This window comes from Candidatus Pelagibacter sp. PS_10_02 (assembly GCF_059418005.1).
In genome coordinates this window covers 471,986-490,313 of sequence record NZ_CM182076.1, presented here as the reverse complement: position 1 = coordinate 490,313, position 18,328 = coordinate 471,986, and the positions used below count along the sequence as shown (strand labels likewise).

18 protein-coding genes and 1 tRNA gene are annotated in these 18,328 nt (G+C 27.9%); 3 read left to right on the top strand and 16 right to left on the bottom strand.

The annotated features are described in order from the left end of the window. Positions 1 to 2: 2 nt before the first annotated feature. From AC5SL1_RS02630 to AC5SL1_RS02595, 8 genes are all read right to left on the bottom strand, one after another. Positions 3 to 1,283, bottom strand: coding sequence for an amino acid ABC transporter permease (locus AC5SL1_RS02630; RefSeq protein WP_494600183.1), 1,281 nt, complete (start codon positions 1,281 to 1,283; stop codon positions 3 to 5). Beyond that, positions 1,283 to 2,428 carry an amino acid ABC transporter permease gene (locus AC5SL1_RS02625; RefSeq protein WP_494580644.1) on the bottom strand — a complete coding sequence of 382 codons (1,146 nt, stop codon included), beginning with the start codon at positions 2,426 to 2,428 and terminating at the stop codon, positions 1,283 to 1,285. Before AC5SL1_RS02625 ends, AC5SL1_RS02630 begins: the two co-directional genes overlap by 1 nt. 65 nt (positions 2,429 to 2,493) lie before the next feature. Then, a complete protein-coding gene (locus AC5SL1_RS02620) occupies positions 2,494 to 3,534 on the bottom strand; it encodes an amino acid ABC transporter substrate-binding protein (protein ID WP_494573745.1) in 1,041 nt (346 codons plus the stop codon). Positions 3,535 to 3,683: 149 nt separating this feature from the next. Further along, positions 3,684 to 3,760, bottom strand: a tRNA-Arg gene (locus AC5SL1_RS02615). 35 nt (positions 3,761 to 3,795) lie between these two features. After that, positions 3,796 to 5,205: a TrkH family potassium uptake protein gene (locus tag AC5SL1_RS02610; RefSeq protein ID WP_494600182.1), complete on the bottom strand. Its 1,410-nt coding sequence runs from the start codon at positions 5,203 to 5,205 to the stop codon at positions 3,796 to 3,798. A gap of 4 nt (positions 5,206 to 5,209) precedes the next feature. Next, entirely contained in the window at positions 5,210 to 6,601 is a 1,392-nt protein-coding gene (gene trkA / locus AC5SL1_RS02605) for a Trk system potassium transporter TrkA (RefSeq protein ID WP_494573747.1), read from the bottom strand. Further along, positions 6,602 to 7,957: a sigma-54-dependent transcriptional regulator gene (locus AC5SL1_RS02600; RefSeq protein ID WP_494600181.1), complete on the bottom strand. Its 1,356-nt coding sequence runs from the start codon at positions 7,955 to 7,957 to the stop codon at positions 6,602 to 6,604. Beyond that, positions 7,957 to 9,738: a sensor histidine kinase gene (locus AC5SL1_RS02595; RefSeq protein WP_494580636.1), complete on the bottom strand. Its 1,782-nt coding sequence runs from the start codon at positions 9,736 to 9,738 to the stop codon at positions 7,957 to 7,959. Before AC5SL1_RS02595 ends, AC5SL1_RS02600 begins: the two co-directional genes overlap by 1 nt. A gap of 33 nt (positions 9,739 to 9,771) precedes the next feature. Between AC5SL1_RS02595 and ispD the strand changes: the two genes are divergently transcribed. From ispD to AC5SL1_RS02580, 3 genes are read left to right on the top strand one after another with little or no spacing between them, the layout of a single operon-like run. Then, positions 9,772 to 10,887 (top strand): 2-C-methyl-D-erythritol 4-phosphate cytidylyltransferase, encoded by a 1,116-nt coding sequence (ispD, locus tag AC5SL1_RS02590; RefSeq protein WP_494600180.1) that lies wholly within the window; start codon positions 9,772 to 9,774, stop codon positions 10,885 to 10,887. Beyond that, positions 10,880 to 11,383, top strand: a complete 504-nt coding sequence (locus AC5SL1_RS02585; RefSeq protein WP_494600179.1) for a phosphatidylglycerophosphatase A family protein — start codon at positions 10,880 to 10,882, stop codon at positions 11,381 to 11,383. The genes ispD and AC5SL1_RS02585 overlap by 8 nt, the downstream gene beginning before the upstream one ends. Beyond that, positions 11,383 to 11,841 (top strand): CinA family protein, encoded by a 459-nt coding sequence (locus tag AC5SL1_RS02580; protein ID WP_494600178.1) that lies wholly within the window; start codon positions 11,383 to 11,385, stop codon positions 11,839 to 11,841. Before AC5SL1_RS02585 ends, AC5SL1_RS02580 begins: the two co-directional genes overlap by 1 nt. On the opposite strand, the gene AC5SL1_RS02575 is transcribed toward AC5SL1_RS02580, so the two are convergent. From AC5SL1_RS02575 to AC5SL1_RS02540, 8 genes are read right to left on the bottom strand one after another with little or no spacing between them, the layout of a single operon-like run. Continuing rightward, positions 11,838 to 12,275: a type II toxin-antitoxin system RatA family toxin gene (locus AC5SL1_RS02575; protein WP_494600177.1), complete on the bottom strand. Its 438-nt coding sequence runs from the start codon at positions 12,273 to 12,275 to the stop codon at positions 11,838 to 11,840. The genes AC5SL1_RS02580 and AC5SL1_RS02575 overlap by 4 nt on opposite strands. Then, positions 12,275 to 13,201 carry a lipoyl synthase gene (gene lipA / locus AC5SL1_RS02570; protein ID WP_494600176.1) on the bottom strand — a complete coding sequence of 309 codons (927 nt, stop codon included), beginning with the start codon at positions 13,199 to 13,201 and terminating at the stop codon, positions 12,275 to 12,277. The genes AC5SL1_RS02575 and lipA overlap by 1 nt, the downstream gene beginning before the upstream one ends. Further along, positions 13,191 to 13,493 carry an FtsB family cell division protein gene (locus AC5SL1_RS02565; RefSeq protein ID WP_494600175.1) on the bottom strand — a complete coding sequence of 101 codons (303 nt, stop codon included), beginning with the start codon at positions 13,491 to 13,493 and terminating at the stop codon, positions 13,191 to 13,193. Before AC5SL1_RS02565 ends, lipA begins: the two co-directional genes overlap by 11 nt. After that, complete coding sequence (gene eno / locus AC5SL1_RS02560) at positions 13,493 to 14,749, bottom strand: phosphopyruvate hydratase (RefSeq protein ID WP_494600174.1); 1,257 nt, start codon at positions 14,747 to 14,749, stop codon at positions 13,493 to 13,495. The genes AC5SL1_RS02565 and eno overlap by 1 nt, the downstream gene beginning before the upstream one ends. Further along, entirely contained in the window at positions 14,750 to 15,574 is an 825-nt protein-coding gene (gene kdsA / locus AC5SL1_RS02555) for a 3-deoxy-8-phosphooctulonate synthase (RefSeq protein ID WP_271516684.1), read from the bottom strand. Continuing rightward, the gene (gene pyrG / locus AC5SL1_RS02550) at positions 15,571 to 17,187 is read right to left on the bottom strand and encodes a CTP synthase (RefSeq protein ID WP_494580622.1); all 1,617 of its coding nucleotides are present in this window, start codon (positions 17,185 to 17,187) and stop codon (positions 15,571 to 15,573) included. The genes kdsA and pyrG overlap by 4 nt, the downstream gene beginning before the upstream one ends. Before the next feature lie 40 nt (positions 17,188 to 17,227). Further along, complete coding sequence (gene secG / locus AC5SL1_RS02545) at positions 17,228 to 17,530, bottom strand: preprotein translocase subunit SecG (RefSeq protein ID WP_494580620.1); 303 nt, start codon at positions 17,528 to 17,530, stop codon at positions 17,228 to 17,230. 5 nt (positions 17,531 to 17,535) lie between these two features. Further along, entirely contained in the window at positions 17,536 to 18,276 is a 741-nt protein-coding gene (locus AC5SL1_RS02540) for a triose-phosphate isomerase (RefSeq protein ID WP_494600173.1), read from the bottom strand. Positions 18,277 to 18,328 lie beyond the last annotated feature (52 nt).

Genomic DNA, 18,328 nt, shown 5'->3' with positions numbered 1-18,328 from the left:
ATTTATCTATCTGTTTTATATTTTAATTCTAATTTTTGACTATATTTACTCATACTATAACAAATAATCCAGAATATTATTCCAGCAAATACATATCCTTCCATTGAAAATCCTAGCCATTTTGGATTTGTTTTAGCTAAATTTAACATACCAACCACCTCTAAAAGACCTACTACAAAAATTAGCGGTGTATCTTTTACAAGTGCTAAGAATGTATTGGCTATTCCTGGGATTACTAATTTTAAAGCTTGTGGAAGAATAACAAAGATATGAAGTTTCCAGTAACCCATACCAAGTGACTTAGCAGCATCATATTGACCTCGAGGAAGGGCTTGTAGACCACCCCTAATAACTTCTGCTGTATAAGCTGCTTCAAATAAAGTAATGGCTACAACTACTCTAATAAGTTTATCCACATATGTTCCATCAGGTAGAAACATTGGAAACATTACTGCCGACATAAATAAAACTGTTATTAAAGGCACACCTCTCCAAAATTCAATGAATGAAAGAGATGAATATTTAACAATGGGTAAATCAGATCTCCTACCAAGTGCCAACATCATCCCTATTGGGAAGCAAAAAATTAAAGAGAAGAAAGAAACAATAAACGTTAAAGATAAGCCACCCCACGCACCTGTTTCAACCCACTCAAGTCCAAAAGAACCTCCAGAAATCAAATAATAAATTAGGACAAAGGAAATAATTGGTAAAATAAGGGTGTAATAAAGAGAAAGATAATTTCTAAATTTAGCAGGTACAAAAAATCCAGCTGCCATAAAGGCTAATACAGCAACAAATGTTACATTAATTCTCCATTGTTCAGCATTAGGATACATTCCATACATAAATCTATTAAACCAAACTTTAATATAAACCCAACAAGCACCACCGCCCGTACACGCTTCTTTAGTGTCCCCTGAAATATTAGCATCAAAAATGAACCAATTTAATAATGGAGGAAGTGAGAATATTATAAGAAAAATAATACACAAACTTAAAACAGCATTGAAATTACTTGGGTTAATATTCTTATTTAGGCTATCTAAAACTTTAATACCTGAAAATTCAATTCTAATAAAATGAAGACCAATGACCCCAAAGATTAAAGGGGTAAAAAAATTAATAAACCTAGGTAAAAAAGAGGTAATATTTGTACCTAAAAAATTATTTAAACAAAAATCAAAAATACCTAAGAAAAAAAATAAAGCTCCAATAATTAGAGAGGTATTTCTACTTAATTGGATTTTAGATTTTGGTAAATCAAAATTTTTTGAATTCATTATTTTTCCTTTATCGCTATTCTTTGGTTGTACCAATTCATTAATAATGAAATTGCTATACTAATAGTTAAATATGTGGCCATTGTAATACCAACAATTTCAATTGCTTTTCCTGTTTGCATCATCGCAGTACCCGCAAAAACCAAAACTAGATCTGGATATGCAATTGCTGCAGCTAAAGAAGAATTTTTAGTTAAATTTAAGTATTGATTAGTAGTTGGAGGTATAATTATTCTTAATGCTTGAGGCATAATTACTAATTTCAAAACTTGACTTGGTGTTAAGCCAATTGATGCAGCAGCTTCTTTTTGCCCTTTACCAATGCCTTGAATACCTGCTCTAACATTTTCCGCAATAAATGTTGCTGTATAGAGTGTTAAGGCTAAAGTTAATGCAATTAGCTCCGGTGGTATACCCATACCCCCATCAAATGTGTAAGAAGATTGAGACATTTTTCTTAGCTCTGGAAAGCTGAAAGATAAATCAACACCACCAACTAAAAATGTTAAAAGCGGCAGTCCTATAAAAATAAGTAATGAAATTATTAAAACTGGTAGCTGCTTACCTTCTTGTTCTTGTTTCTTTTTTGCAAATTTTACAAAAAAGAATACTAAAAAAAGCGCAACAACTAATGTTGTTAAAAAAACATCAAAATTTGTCCAAATTGGTGCTGGTGTATATAAACCTTTGATGGTCATGAAAGATGACCCTAATATCATTGTTGCATCTTGAGGCATTGGCAGTGCTCTTAGAGCGGCAAAATACCAAAAGAAAATCTGTAATAATAATGGAACATTTCTAAAAAATTCTATGTAAAAAGAAGAAGTTTTTCTAATCAAATAATTTGGTGACAATCTAGCAACCCCAACAATTATACCTAGTATTGTCGCAAGAATAATTCCGATAAAGGCAACTAATAAAGTATTAAGCAAACCAACAAGATATGCTCTGGCATAAGAGTGTGATCCGTCATAATCAATTAAAGAAAACTGTATATCAAATGAAGCCTCTTGAGTTAAAAAACCAAAACCAAATTCAATACCTCTTGTGCCCATGTTCTCTTGAGCATTCATGGTAAAGAAACCAAATACTAAAACTATAAATAATAACGTTAATAGTTGAGGTAAGAATTTTTTTAATTTCATTTGAAGGGTATTATAAAAAAAGGGCTAGATAAATCTAGCCCTTTATATGTTTTATTAGATATTAATTATCTTGCTGGTGGTACGTATAATATTCCACCTTTAGTCCATAATTGGTTTGGACCTCTATCAGGTAAAATACCAGTATCAGCGATATTTCTCTTGTAGCTTTCACCGTAATTACCAACTTGTTTGATAATTCTTAAGCTCCAATCGTTATCTAAACCAAATGCTGCACCCATTTCACCTTCAGAACCAACAAGTCTTTTGATTTGTGGGTTATCAGAAGTTTTCATCATGTCAGCGTTTGAAGATGTAATACCGTATTCTTCAGCTTCGATCATTACGTTTAGAGACCATCTTACGATGTCTTCCCAAACTGCATCACCTTGACGTACAACAGGTCCTAGAGGCTCTTTAGAAATAGTCTCTGGTAACACGATGTGATCATCAGGGTTAGTCATTTTTGTTCTTTGTGCTGCTAAACCAGACTTGTCAGTTGTGTAAGTATCACATCTTCCTGAGTCATAAGCTGCAACAACTTCATCAGCTTTTTCGAAAGCTACTGGCTCATATGAAATTCCTTTTGAATTAAAGAAGTCTCTCATATTAAGTTCAGTTGTAGTTCCGATGTTAGTACATGCTGAGATTCCATTTTTGAATTGGCTCGTAGAAGTAATTCCTGAGTCTTTTCTTACCATGAAACCTTGGCCATCGTAGAAGTTTACTCCAACAAATGTTAGACCAATGTCAGCATCTCTAGAAAGTGTCCAAGTTGTGTTTCTTGATAAGATATCAATCTCACCTGAAGTTAGAGCTGTAAATCTTTCTTTAGCACTTAGTGGAGTGAACTTAACTTTGTTCGCATCACCTAATACTGCAGCAGCAACCGCTCTACATACATCAACGTCAACACCAGTCCAATTTCCAGCTGCATCAGCATTTGAAAATCCTGGTAGACCTTGAGATACGCCACATCTTACAAAACCTTTTTTCTGAGTGTTTTTAAGAGTTTTTGATTTCTTAGCTGCCATTGTTTCAGTTGAAAAAGCAACTAGAACAGCAAATACAGCAACTAAAGAAGTTAATTGTTTTACATATTTAAACATTATTATTCCTCTGTTTTTATTTATTTGTTAACAAATAATTCAATAAAATTGAATTGATGCAATTAACCATTTGGTGCAATAAATAACAACCCCTATATCTAGTATTATCAAAAATAAATATTCAACTAATTGTGGAAAAAAGTAGCATATGGTGCGCCCTGCACGACTCGAACGTGCGACCCTCGGTTTAGAAAACCGATGCTCTATCCAGCTGAGCTAAGGGCGCAAAAATACTCTAATAAACATACTTATAATACGAATTTAATTTTTAAAAAGGAATTTTTTACAAATTATCAATAAAGTTAATAACTCTAATCTACCAATAACCATGAAAAATATTAGACAATATTTGGTTAAAAAATGAAGATCATAAAAGCTGAAATCAGCTAAACCATACATCGAAGAGTTAACAGTATTCATTAATGTTAATATTGATAACTTAAAAGAATTTTCAAATTCAATATTGCTTGCAGTTAATAAAAAAGTCAAAAACAATAAAGACAAAATAAAGATTATAATTGATAAAAAGTATTTATAAATTTCGTCTAGTTGAAAAAACTCTTTAGAAAATAAATGCTTATTTATATAAATATTTTTTGGTCTGCTGTAAGAAAGAATTTCATTGATAGAATATTTAAACAATGAATATATTTTCAAAAACCTAATTCCTGAACTTGTTGAAAAAAAAGAACCACCAATAATAACTAAAATTAAAAATAAAAATGATAAGTTTGGCAAATTATTATCAAAAGAAAGACCTATATTTGAAACGCTACTGGTTAAAGAAAGAAATAATTCAATAAAATTGTTTTCAAAATTTAAAAATATGAAAAATATTGTTGTTAATATTCCAAAATAAAAAAATAAATGAATATCTTCATTGAAAAAATTCATATTATGATTTTTTGTAAAAGTTAGATTATAAATTAAAAAGATACTAAAAAATGAAGTTAGCATTAAAATTGATGTTATAATTATTTGAAAATCATTAAGCAAAATACTTGATAGATAAGTAGTAGGTAGAAAACCACCAGATGAAATAATTGTCATTGCTAAGTTTAATGAATTAAATAACCTAACTCCAGATAAATTAAGAATAACAAAAATCATCAAAGTGATTAGTGAATATAATAGAAAAATTTTTAAAGATTGTTTTAAGGTTTCTGCTTTATTAAAAGATAAAAAATTAGTTAATGTCTTTTTAAAACTATGATCAAAAATATCTATTAAAAGTATAATAGAAAATAAGAAGTACAAACCTCCTACCCATTGTGAAGAAGATCGCCATAAAATTAACCCTTGATCAATATGTTTAATATTATCAAAAATTGTAAAACCAGTAGAAGTAAAACCAGAAATTGACTCAAAATAAGAGTCGATGAATGTTAAGTTATAATTGCTAAAATAAAATGGAATAGAAATAATTAATGGTAATAAAAAATATCCAAAGAATATTGTTATTATTTTAGAGTAAATTGTTATTTTATTTTCATTATTTTTATCAATTAAAGAAAAAATTATTGCTAAGAAACCTGATATTATAAAAGTATAAACATAGGTGTTTAAATTAAGATAAAGATTCAAATAATAAGAATAAATTATATTAAAAAAAGAAAGGATTGCTATTAGTCCACAAAAGACACTCAAATAAATGAGTTTAATATAATTCATTTGGTTAAATAGAGCTTATACGAAACATGTTTTCAACAACATGTAAAAAATCTTTTTTTGCTAGCAATACGATTATATCTTCTTTTTTAAATACAAAATTGGATCTGGGTATAATTACTTCTTTTTCTCTTAACACCGCTCCAATTCTTATTTCATCAGGCAAATTAGCGTTTTTTAATTCTTTATTAACTAGCTCTGAACTTTCAATAATTTCAGCCTCTATAACTTCATATTCACCATTTAAGATACTGTATGCATTTTCAACCGTTCCTTTATGAACATGTTTTAATATGCTTGAAACTGTATTCATTCGTGGATCTATAAAGTCATCTATTTTTAAAGAAGATTGTAATAAAGCATAATTAGGCTTGTTAATTAATGCCATTGTTCTTTTTTCATTAATATCACTTTTATCATTAGTAAATTTTTCAACCAATACACTAACCATTAAATTATCTTCATCATCATTTGTAAGAGCCAAAACGGTCTGCACCTCTTCTAAATTAGCCTCCATTAGAACTTCTTCATCTAAAGCATCACCATTTATGACAATCGTATTATTGAGTTCACTTGCAATAAATTCCGCTCTTTCTTTATTTTTCTCAATAATTTTTACTCTTGCTGAATCAAAGCTTTCCTCAAGGTTTTTGGCAAGATTAAATCCAATATTTCCACCTCCAATGATTAATATTTTATTTGATATTTTTTCATTATGACCAAACGCTATAAGTGTTTCTTTCATTTGAGATGCGTTTATTACCACGTAAGCTTTATCACCTTTGATTATTTTATCTGTTTTCTTAAGAATAATAAATTTATCATCTCTAACAACCCCCATAATATTAGCATCTAATTTTGGGAATTTTTTTGTAAGATCATTAAGTTTGATATTAATAATTGGGCATTTATCGTTAATCAAAATTTCTAGTAACCTAATTTTATTATCTGCAAAAGGCACATTGTCCAATGCTCCCGGGGCCTCAAGTTTTCTTTGTATAGATTTTGCAATTTCAATTTCTGGTGAAATGATAACATCGATTGGTAAATTTTCTTTATTATAAACTCTAGTAAACTTTGGATTTAAATAATCTTGAGATCTAATTCTTGCAATTTTTTTTTGTACATTAAAAATAGAAAAAGCAATCTGGCATATCAACATGTTTATTTCATCATTACGCGTTACAGCTATGATCATGTCAGCTTCTGATGCATTCGCTTTTTCTAAAATCGATGGGTATGTTCCTTTTCCAACAATAGATTTTACATCTAACAAATCATCAATTTTTTGGATATCTTCACTAGACTGATCTATGATCGTTATTGAGTGACCTTGCTCACTTAAAATTTTTGCTATGGTAAAGCCTACTCTACCAGCTCCACAAATTATAATATTCATTTAGTTTAATTCCTTGATCCCCAAGCCTTTAAGTTTTCTATGCAGAGCAGATCTTTCCATTCCAATAAAATCAGCAGTTTTTGATATATTGCCATTAAATTTTTTTAATTGTGTAGTTAAATACTCTTTTTCAAAATTTTCTCTAGCTTCTTTTAATGGTATAGATAAAGAGTTTTCTGATGGTACATTCTTAATATCAGGCGTTTTTAAAGATTCTTTAATGATATTAGAAATTTTATCAGTACTATCTGGCGAAAGTATTGCTATTCTCTCTATTAAATTTCTTAATTCTCTAACATTTCCTGGCCAATCATAATTAAGTAAATAATTATTATCCGTATCAATACTTAGTTTTTTTAAATTATAATTTGATGAGATTTTTTCAGAAAAATATTCAACCAACAAAGGTATGTCGGAAACTCTATCTTTTAAAGAATCAATATTAATTTCAAATACATTTAGACGATGATATAAATCTTCTCTAAAATTACCGTTTTGTATTTCTTTTTTTATATCTTTGCTAGATGAGCATATAATTCTCACATCAACATTAATATCATGATTGCCATTAATTCTCTTAAATTTTTGATCTATTAAAACTCTTAAAATTTTAGATTGAGTATCAAGTGGGATTTCAGAAATTTCATCTATTAAAAGTATACCCTTTGATGATTTCTCTAAAGCACCATAAGTTATAGAACCATTATCTTTTTCTTCACCAAATAATTCTAATTCATATTTTTTAATATCAAGTAATGCTCCATTCAGAATAACAAAAGGACCCTTCTGTCTTTTGGATTCTTTATGTATTTTTCTTGCAATCAATTCTTTACCAGAGCCTGTAGGTCCATTAATGAAAATTCTACTTTCAGAAACTGATATTTTATTTATTTGATCTTTAATTTTTTTAATATTGTCACTAACACCAATTAATTCATAGGAATAAAAAAGTTTACTTTCAAATTCTTTATTTTTATTTCTAAGATTTAAGTTTTCAACAGCCCTATTAATAAAATTTAATAATCTTTCTTGATTAAAAGGTTTTTCAATAAATTCGAAAGCACCAGCTTTTAAAGCTTTGATCGCCATTTCAACATTTGCATGCCCTGTAATTATTATAACTGGAATATTTTTATCTTTAGTTTTAATATGTGATAAAAGTTCTAAACCATCATTGTCACCCTTGTCTAACTTAACATCTATAATTGCAACATCTGGAAGTTTTTTATCAATCTCATTTAATGCTTGATTATAGTTTGCAGCCAATCTTGTTTTATAACCAGCTTCTAGAATTAGATCGTTAATAATGTTTCTAATATCCACATTATCATCAATAATTAATATTTCAGTACTCATTATTTTTTGAATATAATTTCAATTTTGGCACCATTTTCAAGTGATATAAAATTTATTTTACCATTATGATCATTTATTATTTTATTAACAATAGACAAACCTAAGCCAGTACCTTTTTTTTTCGTTGTAAAGTAAGGATTTAAAATATCATTTAAATTGTCAGCAAATATTCCAAACCCTAATCCATTATCAATAATACTAAAATTAATTTTTTCTTCATTATCATTTAAATAAATGTCAATTTTTCCAATCAAATCAATATTATTAATCTTTTTTTCTTGTATGCTTTCTATAGAATTTTTAATCAAATTGAAGAATACTCTACTTAGTTGTTCATTATCAGAATTTAACAATATGTCAGCTTTGCTTGCCTTAAAATCTATAATAATTTTGTCATCTAATTCATTTATTAATTTAATATTATCTTTTATTAAAGAAACTAGGTTGTTATCTTTAAGAATTGGTTTTGGCATTCTTGCAAAATCTGAAAATTCATTAACTAAATTTTCTATTTGATTAATTTGTTTTCCAATAATCAATAAACTTTTAGAAAAGTCTTCTTTTTCATGATCAGCTACTTTTTCTGAATATTTACTTTTTAATCTATCAATCGTTAATTGAATAGGTGTAAGAGGGTTTTTAATTTCATGAGCCAATTTTCTAGCTAAGTTTTCCCAAGCTTCATGTCTTTCTTTAATTATAAGTTTTTCTTGTTGTGATTTTAGTTGATCTATCATTAAATTAAAATTTTGATTTAATAATTCCATATCTTTATCAGTTTTAATTTCTGGTACTTTAATATCAAGATTGCCTTCTCCGATATTAGAAGATGCTATAATCAAATTATTAATAGATCTAAAGAATCTTGATGAAAATCTTATAGCAATTGATATTGATAAGAATAATAATAATGAGACTATAACAAGATAAATAAATACAAATGATACCTTAATTCCAGTTTGTTTGTTTAAAACTGTGTAGTAAAAATTAAGTGCTTCTTGCGACTCAAGTAAATATTGTGAAATTTTTTTATCTAAATATTTAATTATATACAAATACTTTCCGTCAAAATTTTCAAGTTTTATGATTGATGCTGTTTGATTTTTAAAAGCATTAATAATCTTAAGTGGTCTTTTATCATTTCGAACCATATCTAAAGCATCACTTAAAGGTGGTGTATACAAAGTCATATCTTCTAAAGTTGATAGATATAAGTTTCCATTACCATCAATGATATGAACCTCATCCATACCTCTAATTAATTTTTGAGTATTTAGAAAACTTTTAAATTGATTAATGTTTGTGTTTAAAAAATTAATACTTTTGTTTAAATCAAATGCAATTAAAATTATCTCTGATTGAGTTTTAGTTCTAACTTCTTCAGTATAACTTTTTGCGATTTCATAAGAGTTATTAACTGCTGTTGTAATTTTTTTATCCAAATATTTATCAAGAGCAAAAGAAAGTAGAAATAATGAAAATAAAGAAATTAAAATTGAAGGAATTAAAGTAAATAATGCAAAAAATGTTATATATTTTCTATTGGCTTTAGAACCACTTACATCAACATCTATCTTTAAAGAATTTCTTACTTCTGAAAATATCATAAAAAACAGAAGTATTAATAATGCAATATTTCCAATTAATAATAGCTGGAGATTATCATCAGATAATTTTAAAAAACTTTTATCAATAAACGTTAAAAAGGTTACAAAACCTACAAATAAAGTGATTAAAAATATCACAATGATAAATATATTTTTTTTTATAAAATCAATCATTGTGGACAAAATAATGTGTTATATATTTTTATCATGAATAGTTGCTTTATAATACTTGCTGGAGGCGAAAGTAAAAGATTTAATTCAAATATTCCAAAACCATATGTAGATTATAAAGGTAAGCCTTTATTATTACATTCAATTGATAAAGCTAAGGTATTTAATAAGTTTAATAAAATTATTCTTGTAATTAATAAAAAACATAAAAATTATATCAAAAAACTTAATATCAAAAATATCAAAATTATTAATGGCGGTAAAACTAGAGCAGAGTCTGCTTATATGGCCCTAAACAGTATTAAAAAAAATAATTTTAAACACGTAATAATTCATGATGCTGCAAGACCAAATTTTTCTCTAAAACTTTTAAAGAAACTAATGGATGGATTAAAAAAAAATGACTGCATAATTCCTGCTATTCAAACATCAGATTCGATTAAGGAAAAAACTTTAAATATTGTTAAAAACTTAAAAAGAGAGGATGTTTATTTAATACAAACCCCTCAAGCATTTAACTATAAAAAACTTTTTGCACTTCAAAATAATAAAAGTGAAGATGTTACTGATGATGCCAACTTATTTGTAAGAGCTGGTAAAAAAATAAAGATTATTAAAGGCGAGCTTACCAATAATAAAATTACAATAAACAAAGATATTAAATTAAACAATTTAGTAAAATTTGGACTTGGTTTTGATGTTCATAGATTGGTTCCTAAAAAAAAACTTTATTTAGGTGGAATTAAAATACCCTCATCTGTTGGTACATTAGGTCATTCAGATGGAGATCCTGTGTTACATGCAATAACTGATGCAATTCTTGGAGCTTGTTCTATTGGTGATATCGGTGAAAAATTTTCAGATAAGAATAAGAAATTTAAAAATATTAGATCGACAATTCTATTAAGTGAAATAATTAAGCAAACTGTAAAAAAAGGCTACCTAATCAATAATCTTGATATAAATATAATTACTCAAAAACCTAAAATTCAAAAATATAAAAAACAAATACTAAACTGTATTGCAAAAATTTGTAATATCTCCCCAAGTCAAATTAATATAAAAGGCAAAACAACTGAAAAGTTAGGTGTAATTGGTAAAGAAAAAGCTATAGCTTGTGAAGTAATAGCTTCAGTTATTAAAAATGATTAAAACTTTTAACTCATTATTTGTTACTATGTTTGGTCTTGGCAAAATTAGATATATGCCTGGAACATTTGGGTCACTGGCAACTGTAATTATTCTTTATTATCTATTCCACACTCTAAATGTTTCACCAAATATAATTTTATATGGTTTGATAATAATATTTATTTACTCATTTTATGCTGTTTCAAATCATATAGAAAATAGTGAAAATAAGGATCCAGGTGAAATTATTATAGATGAATTTTTAGGTCAATCGATACCCATATATCTTTATGAGATATCTCATGGAACAACAAAAGATGATGGTGAAGCTATCGTTTATTATGCTCTATTTTTTATTCTTTTTAGATATTTTGATATCATAAAACCATTTCCTGTAAACTTTTTTGATAAAAACTTTAAAAATAGTTTTGGTGTAATAATGGATGATATTTGTGCTGGATTTTATGTTGTGTTAACACTTGTGTGTTTCATGATTATTAAAAGTTATGTTTTGTAATGAAAAATTTAGTAAAAATATTAACTAAAAAAAAATTAAAGATTGCTTTTGCTGAGTCTTGTACGGGTGGTATGCTTGCATCAGAAATAACATCCGTAAGTGGAGCCTCAAAAGTATTTGGTATAGGTCTTGTCACTTATTCAAATCAAGCAAAAATAACTGTTTTAAAAGTAAATAAAAGCATTATTCAAAAATATGGAGCTGTTAGCCCTCAATGTTGTAAGGCTATGGTTAAAAATTTATCAAAAATTTCTAAAGCACAAATTAATGTTTCAATTACAGGTGTTGCAGGTCCAAATGGTGGAACTAAGAAAAAACCTGTTGGACTAGTTTATATTGGAATAAAAAAAAATAATAAAATATTTATTACTAAAAATGTATTTAAAGAAAAAAGTAGAAAAGCTATCCAAAAATCTACAATTAAGAAAACTTTTAAAATTATAAAATCACTAATTTAGAGATTTTCTGCCTTTTTTTGAAATGCATCAGCTATTTTGTTTAAGCCAAATTGGAAAGATTTTTCCATAATTAAATTTAAAAACTTATTTTTTATTTCAAAATCAACATCAAATTGAACTTCAGTGTAGTTTTCTTTTTGTATAAATTTCCAGTTATTTTCAAGATGATTTAAAGGACCACCAATATTAGTTACATGTATTGAATCATTTTTTTTATCATAACGAACATCACTTTTATAAGTATCTACAAAAGGTTTTTTACCAATAGTAAGATCTGCAATAATTAATATCTCGTCTTGTTTATCTTCTTTTTCATAGACTTTTGAGTCTAAACAAAAAGGTATAAATTCTGGATATTTTTCGATGTCTAAAACAAAATCAATTAATTTTTGTTTTTCACGAGCTATCTGCCTAGTTACTGAGGCTTTGGGCATTAATGTTTATTTAATCTATTTTGTTGAAGTTTAGCAAAGTCTTCATCAGCATGATAAGAAGATCTTGTTAGTGGTGAAGAAGAGACTAATAAAAAACCTTTAGATTTTGCGATATTTTCTAAATCTTTAAATTCATCTGGATGATAATATCTCTCAAGCGGATGGTGTTTTACTGAGGGTTGTAAATATTGCCCAATTGTTAAAAAGTCTACATCAGCAGACCTTAGGTCATCCATTACCTGAATTAATTCATCTTTACTCTCTCCTAAACCAACCATTAGACCTGATTTAGTAAAAATTTTTTTATTAATTTTCTTTACATTCTTTAAAAGTTCCAATGAACCAAAATATCTCGCACCTGGTCTAACTTTTAAATAAAGTCTTGGAACTGTTTCAATGTTATGATTGAAAACATCTAAGTCTGCTTCTAAAATTTTTTTATAAGCATCCCCTTTTCTTAAAAAATCTGGGGTTAAAACTTCGATTGAAGTATTTGGATTTTTTTTTCTTGTAGCTGTAATTACATCAAAAAAATGATTGGAACCTCCATCATCTAAATCGTCTCTATCAACAGAAGTTATTACAACATGCTTAAGATTAAGCTTGTGAACTGCATTTGAAATTTTGTAAGCCTCAAATGGATCTAAGTTTTCAGGCTTTCCTGTTTTAACATCACAGAAAGCACATGCTCTAGTGCAAGTATCGCCCATAATCATAAATGTAGCATGTCGCTTACTCCAACATTCAGTAATATTTGGACAATTAGCTTCCTGACAAACTGTTACTAAATTATTTTGATTAACAATAGTCTTAGTTAAGAAGAATTCTTTGCTGTTAGTTAATTTAGACCTAATCCAATCAGGTTTTTTTTTAATTGGATTTACTGGTTTGTTAACTTTTTCTGGGTGTCTTGGTTTAATTGTCATTCTTTTTAATTATATAGAGGGTCTCACCTTCTTTTCCAAATAAAAACTTTTCACGTAATAGTGTTTCAACGTAATCTAAATCAAGATTTTCACTTAATAAAGAATTCTTGAACTCTAAATCTTTAATTTTATTTCTTAAATCTGCTTCTTCTTTTGTTAAATTCAATAAAACTTCTTTTTTTTTAAAGTATGAAAAAAGACCTCTTTCCCCATCGAGTAAATTAAAAAAGAAATAGAGTATTAAAAAAGTAGAGATTAATAAAAAATAATTTTTCTTAATTTTACTCAACATTAATGAATCTTATTCATTTTTACTTTTTTACCAAGCTGTTCTTCTATACGTAATAGTTGATTATATTTTGCAACTCTTTCAGATCTTGTAAGAGAACCAGTTTTAATTTGATTGGAATTAGTTCCAACAGCAAGGTCGGCTATAAAAGTATCTTCACTATCTCCAGATCGATGAGATATAATTGTTTTGTAGCCAATGATTTGAGCAAATTTTATAACCTCAAGTGTTTCAGAAACAGTGCCAATTTGGTTTAACTTAATAAGAATTGAATTTGATGAATTATTTAGAAAACCTTTTTTAAGTCTCTCTAAATTTGTAACATAAAGATCATCACCTACAATTTGAACATTCTTTGTAGATTTCATTAAATTACTCCATGAAGTCCAATCATTTTCAGCAAAAGGGTCTTCAATTGATTTTATCTTATATTTATTTATAATTTTTAGATATTTATTAATTGTCTGATCTACTGAAATAAATTTTTTTGAATGAATTGAATATTTTTTACTTTTAAATAGCTCATTAGCCGCAACATCTAAACAAATTGAAACATCTTTACCATTTTTAAAGCCTGCAGCTTTTATTGCTGATACAATTAAGTCTAAAGCTTTTTCATTGCTATCAATCATAGGTGCAAAACCACCTTCATCGCCAACAGATGTAGATAGATTCTTTTTTTTAATAAGTTCTCTTAAACTGCTTATTACTAAAAAACAAATTCTCATTGCTTCAGAAAAATTTTTGGCTTTATCTGGTCTGATCATAAATTCTTGGATTCTCAAACCATTATTTGCATGAGCCCCACCATTAATAATATTCATTAGTGGATAAGGTAAACTAAAATTATTCTTAACTAAAAAAGTTTTAAATAATGGTGTTTTTTTAATTTTTGCTGATAGTTTTTTTGCAGCCATTGATACAGCAAGTATAGCGTTAGCTCCTAAATTTGTTTTTTGTCTTGTGCCATCAAGATTAATTAATATAGTGTCAATACGAATTTGATCATGAATATTAATACCTTTTAGCTTTTTAGAAATTTTAGTATTAATTACATCAATTGCATTAAAAACACTTTTACCAAGATATCTTTTGTTATTTTTGTCTCTTTTTTCAAATGCTTCATACGTTCCTGTAGAGGCACCTGAAGGACAAATAGCTGATGCACTTTGATTCTTAGAATAAACTTCAGCTTCAATAGTAGGATTACCACGACTGTCAAATACTTGACGAGCTCTAATCTTAAAAATCTTACTCATCTATTTTTTTATTAAATTATCGATTTCAAATAGTTGGGATAATAGATTTTCTAATTTATCTAAAGGTACCATATTTGGTCCATCAGACGGTGCGTTGTCTGGATCTTGGTGAGTTTCAATAAATACTCCAGCAACACCTACTGCAACTGCAGCCCTTGCAAGATATTCAACAAATTCTCTTTGACCACCACTAGTTTCTCCTAACCCTCCAGGTTGTTGTACTGAATGTGTAGCATCAAAAATAACTGGATAACCATTTTTTGCCATTATTGGTAAAGATCTCATATCAGAAACAAGTGTGTTGTATCCAAAACTCGCACCTCTTTCAGTTACCAGGATATTTTCATTCCCAGAGTCTGATATTTTTTTGGTTACATTAACCATGTCCCAAGGTGCAAGAAATTGACCTTTTTTAACATTTATAATCTTTCCAGTTTTTGCTGCGGCAACCAACAAATCTGTCTGTCTGCATAAAAAAGCTGGAATTTGCAATATATCTGCATGGCTTGCAACAACTGAACATTGTTCAATATTATGGATGTCAGTTAAAATTGGTACATCTAACTCTTTTTTAATTTTGTCAAAAATTGGTAAAGATTGTTCAAGACCTGCCCCTCTCTTTCCTTTTAGACTTGTTCTGTTTGCTTTATCAAAAGAGGTTTTATAAATAAAACCCATCTTAAATTTAGAGGTAATCTCTTTAATTTTTCCAGCCATATCCATGGCATGTTGCTCTGTCTCAAGTTGGCAAGGTCCAGCTATAATACAAATCTTATTATTATTAGCAATTTCAATATTTCCACAATTAACTTTTATATTTTTCATTTATATTTTTTTGCAGCTCTAATAAAAGAAGAGAATAAAGGATGAGGATCTAAAGGTCTAGATTTAAATTCAGGATGAAACTGAACTCCTATAAACCAAGGGTGATTTTTGAGTTCGATAATCTCTGGAAGCTTTTTATCTGGGGATAAACCTGAAAATATTAACCCTTTCTTCTCAAATTTTTCTTTATATGAAATATCCACTTCGTATCTATGTCTATGTCTTTCTTTAATTAATCTAGATTTATAAATATCTCTAATTTTAGATTTCTCTTTTAAAATTGCATCGTAAGAACCAAGCCTCATGGTTCCACCAAGATCTTTATCTGTGCCTTTAACTTTTCCTCCACTTTTTTCCCACTCATGCATTAAGCCAATTAAGTGAACTCCTTTTTTATCAAATTCAGAAGAGGTTGCTTTTTTAATCTTTAATTGATTCCTTGCAAACTCTATAATTGCCATTTGCATACCATAACAAATTCCAAGAAAAGGAATTTTATTTATCCTTGCATATTTAATGGCCTCAATTTTTCCCTCTGTTCCTCTTTTACCAAAACCTCCTGGAATTAAAATTCCCGAAACATTTTTTAGTTTCTCTTTAATTTGTGAAACTTTTAGTTGTTCAGAATCAATTCTTACTAAATTAACTTTAAGATTATTAGTAATGCCTCCATGAGTAAGTGCTTCATCTAAAGATTTATAAGCATCTTTTAATTCAACGTATTTTCCAATAATTGCAATATCAACTTGTCTCTTTGTATTTAGGGTAACTTTGGTTATTTTTTTCCATGGTACTAAATTATTAGATCTTTTAGATTTTAGTTTAAAATGATTTAAAACCTGAACATCTAATTTTTCTTTTGCAAAACTAATTGGTGCTTCATAAATTGTTTTTACATCAACGGTTTCAATTACATTTCTAATATCAACATTACAGAACAAGGATATTTTTTTTCTGTGCTCTAAAGGGATAGGTCTTTCTGATCTGCAAATTATTATATCAGGTTGAATACCAATACTTCTTAATTCTTTTACAGAGTGTTGAGTTGGTTTTGTTTTAATTTCGTCTGATGCTTTTAAATAAGGCACTAGAGTTAAATGAATAAATAATGAATTTTTCTTACCAACATCGTTAGAAAATTGTCTTATAGCTTCTACAAATGGAAGGCTTTCGATATCACCTACTATGCCTCCTATTTCACAAATTACAAAATCTTCTTTGGTAGTGTCATATTTAATAAACTCTTTAATTCTATCAGTGATGTGGGGAATAACCTGAACAGTTTTTCCAAGATACTGTCCTTTTCTTTCTTTTTTAAGAACATCACTATAAATTTTTCCAGTTGTAATATTGTCTGTTTTCTTTGCAGTTACTCCAGAAAATCTCTCATAATGACCTAAATCTAAATCAGTTTCAGCACCATCATCTGTTACAAACACTTCCCCATGTTGAAACGGACTCATTGTTCCTGGATCTACATTTAAATATGGGTCTAATTTTCTTAAACGAACTTTGTAACCTCTAGATTGTAATAAATAAGCAAGAGATGCAGAAGAGAGACCTTTACCAAGAGAGGAAACCACGCCGCCAGTGACAAATATAAATCGCGCCATGGAATTATCTTATAGCGATTATTTTATTAATTGAAAAGACTTAATTGTTATTTTCTGGAATCGACGGTGTATCATCAGATTTTTCCTCAATTACATCTAGTACAGAAGATGTTGGAGTTAGCTCACCCCGAGATATAATAGTAAGTAAGAGGCTACAAACTATAAAAAGAGTAGCAACAATTGCTGTTGCTTTGCTCATGAAATTACCTGCAGATCTTGAAAGCATAAAATTATCTTGAGACATTCCAATACCTAAAGCTCCACCCTCTGATTTTTGAGTAAGTATTAAAAGAACCAGAATAAAAGCTAGTATAAGATTTACTACTAGAAGAATATTTTCCATTGCGTTTAACTATACGTTTTTTTAACTATATCAATAAATTTTTTAGCATTTTGTGATGCTCCACCAACTAAAAAACCATCAAGATTATTAACTTTTTTAAGATTAATAATATTCTTAGGATTTACAGAGCCACCATATAAAACTCTTAGAGGCTTATCTCTAAATTTATTCTTAATAAACTTAATTGTATCAAAAAGATCCTTATGAGTAGGAATAACTCCACTTCCTATAGACCAAACAGGTTCATAGGCAATAAATATGTTTGCTTTGTTTTTAATATTTTTTAATCCAAAATGAATTTGTTTAGATAAAGTTGATTTTGTTTTTTTTTGTTTTTTTTCTTTTAAGGTTTCACCAATACAAAAAATGACTTTTAATTTTGATTTAAGAGCACTTTTAATTTTAAGATTGATAACTTTATCAGTCTCACCCTCAGCTCTATTTTCGGAATGACCAATGATTACAAATTGTGCACCAATATTTTTTAACATATGTGAATTGATAGAGCCTGTATAAGGTCCATAATCATCACCTTCATGACAATTTTGACCACCAATACCTATTTGACAATTTTTGAATTTTTTTGAAAATGCATCAATCAAAGTAAAGGGAGGACAATAGATCAATCTACCTTTCTTGATATTTTTTGATTTTGAAAATTTAATAACTTTATTCAATGAATTTAGTGAAGTTAGGCTTCCATACATTTTCCAGTTAGCTACAAAATACATATATTTATTTGTCATTATGAAAGAATTAATCTATAGATTTATTTTAGTTCAATAAATATATAAAGCA